The sequence below is a fragment of the Bradyrhizobium sp. genome, assembly GCF_035309285.1.
GTDB lineage: Bacteria > Pseudomonadota > Alphaproteobacteria > Rhizobiales > Xanthobacteraceae > Bradyrhizobium.
This window is the reverse complement of sequence record NZ_DATGFH010000114.1, coordinates 1-2,452: the sequence shown is the minus strand read 5'-3', so window position 1 is coordinate 2,452 and position 2,452 is coordinate 1. Positions and strand designations below refer to the sequence as shown.

The window sequence follows — 2,452 nt, the reverse complement described above, 5'->3', positions numbered from 1 at the left end:
CATCTCGGCGCGCGCGGCGGCGTCGACATGATGGTGGCGATGAACCCGCAGACCTGGGACAAGGACGTCGCCGGAATCGAGCCCGGCGGCTACCTGTTCTACGATTCGACCAAGCCGATGCCGTCGTCGAAATTCCGCACCGACATCAACATCATCGGTGTTCCGCTGACCGCGATCACCAACTCGACCTACACCGATCCGCGCCAGCGCCAGCTGTTCAAGAACATCATCTATCTCGGCGCGCTCTCGGCGCTGCTCGACATGGACCCGAAGGTGATCGAGCAGCTCATCGGCGAGCAGTACAAGGGCAAGGAGAAGCTTCTCTCCTCCAACGTCCACGCGCTGCATCTCGGCCGCGACTGGGCGCTGCAGAACCTGAAATGCCCGATTGGGCTTCGCGTGAAGAAGGCCGACAAAGTCGGCGACCGCATCTTCATCGAGGGCAACAGCGCAGCCGCGCTCGGCGCCGTCTATGGCGGCGCTACCGTCTGCGCCTGGTATCCGATCACGCCGTCGTCCTCGCTCGCGGACGCCTTTGCCGGCCATTGCAAGCGGCTGCGCCATGATCCCAAGACCGGCAAGGCGAAATACGCCATCGTGCAGGGCGAGGATGAGCTCGCCTCGATCGGCATCGTCATCGGCGCGTCCTGGAACGGCGCACGCGCCTTCACTGCGACATCGGGCCCCGGCATCTCCCTGATGACCGAGTTCATCGGCCTCTCCTATTTCGCCGAAATCCCGGCGGTGATCATGAACGTGCAGCGCGCCGGTCCCTCGACCGGCATGCCGACGCGCACCCAGCAATGCGACATCATCGCCTGCGCCTATGCCTCGCACGGCGACACCAAGCATGTGCTGCTGCTGCCTGAAGACCCCGCCGAAGCCTTCGAGTTTGCGGCGGTTGCGTTCGACCTCGCCGAGCGGCTGCAGACCACGATCTTCCTGATGCTCGACCTCGACATCGGCATGAACCATCGTCTCTGCCGTCCCTTGAAATGGGACGACGCGCGGCAATATGACCGCGGCAAGATCATGACCGCGGAGATGCTGGAAGAAGGCCGCGACTTCGGCCGCTATCTCGACGTCGACGGCGACGGCATCCCGTTCCGTACCTATCCCGGCACGCATCCGACCAAGGGCTCCTATTTCACGCGCGGCACGTCGCGTGATCGCTATGCGCGCTATTCGGAAGAAGGCCCGGTCTACGCCGACAACATGCAGCGCCTGGTGCGCAAGTTCGAGACCGCGCAGGACCTCGTGCCGCGGCCGCTGCAGGCCAATGCGGTGAAGCCGACCAAATACGGCGTGATCTATTTCGGCTCGACCTCCCCCGCGATGGACGAGGCGATCGGGCTACTCGAGGCGCGCGGGCACCTGCTCGATCGGCTCCGCATCCGCGCCTTCCCGTTCCACTCCAGCGTCGCAAGCTTCATCGCCGATCATGACTTTGTGTATGTGGTCGAGCAGAACCGCGACAGCCAGCTCCGCCAGCTCATCGTCAATGAGAACGGCATCGATCCGGTGCGGCTGATCCCGATCGTGCACTACGACGGCACGCCGATCACCGCACGCTTCATCGCCAAAGCGATCGGCGACCATCAGGACCATCTCAAGGTGACCCCCCTCCGCAAGGCCGTGTCATGACCTATATTGCCAAGCCCAAATTTCATCATCCGGCCCTGAAGAAGAACGAGCTCGGGTTCACCCATCGCGATTACGAGGGCAAGATCTCGACCCTGTGCGCCGGCTGCGGCCACGACTCGATCACGGCCTCGATCATCGAGGCCTGTTACGATCTGTCGATCGAGCCGCATCGGGTGGCCAAGATCTCCGGCATCGGTTGCTCGTCCAAGACGCCCGACTACTTCCTCGGTAACTCCCACGGCTTCAACTCGGTGCACGGCCGCATGCCCTCGGTGCTGACCGGCGCCAACCTCGCCAACCGCGACCTGATCTATCTCGGCGTCTCCGGCGACGGCGATTCCGCCTCCATCGGCTTCGGCCAGTTCGCGCATTCGATCCGGCGCGGTGTCAACATGACCTATATCGTCGAGAACAACGGCGTGTACGGCCTCACCAAGGGCCAGTTCTCGGCCACCGCCGACCGCGGCTCGAAATCCAAGAAAGGCGTGACCAATACCGACAACGCAGTCGATCTGGTTGCGATTGCGCTTCAGCTGGGTGCGAGCTTCGTGGCGCGCAGCTTCTCCGGCGATAAGACCCAGCTGGTGCCGTTGATCGCGGCTGCGATCGAACACAAGGGCGCGGCCTTCATCGACATCATCAGCCCTTGCATTGCGTTCAACAACCATGCCGGCTCGACCAAGAGCTTCGATTATGTGCGCGAGCACAACGACGCGGTGAATCGCCTGGACGTGCTGACCGGCGCCAACCTCGCCAACCGCGACCTGATCTATCTCGGCGTCTCCGGCGACGGCGATTCCGCCTCCAT

At 63.3% G+C, this 2,452-nt stretch carries 2 protein-coding genes; both read left to right on the top strand.

Features of this window, described 5'->3' with window-relative positions:
- The coding region (locus VKR55_RS22485) for a 2-oxoacid:acceptor oxidoreductase subunit alpha (RefSeq protein ID WP_324406745.1) at positions 1 to 1,644 on the top strand (1,644 nt) is incomplete at its 5' end.
- A partial coding sequence (locus VKR55_RS22480) for a 2-oxoacid:ferredoxin oxidoreductase subunit beta (RefSeq protein WP_324406743.1) occupies positions 1,641 to 2,452 on the top strand: 812 nt, incomplete at its 3' end. The genes VKR55_RS22485 and VKR55_RS22480, both read left to right, overlap by 4 nt.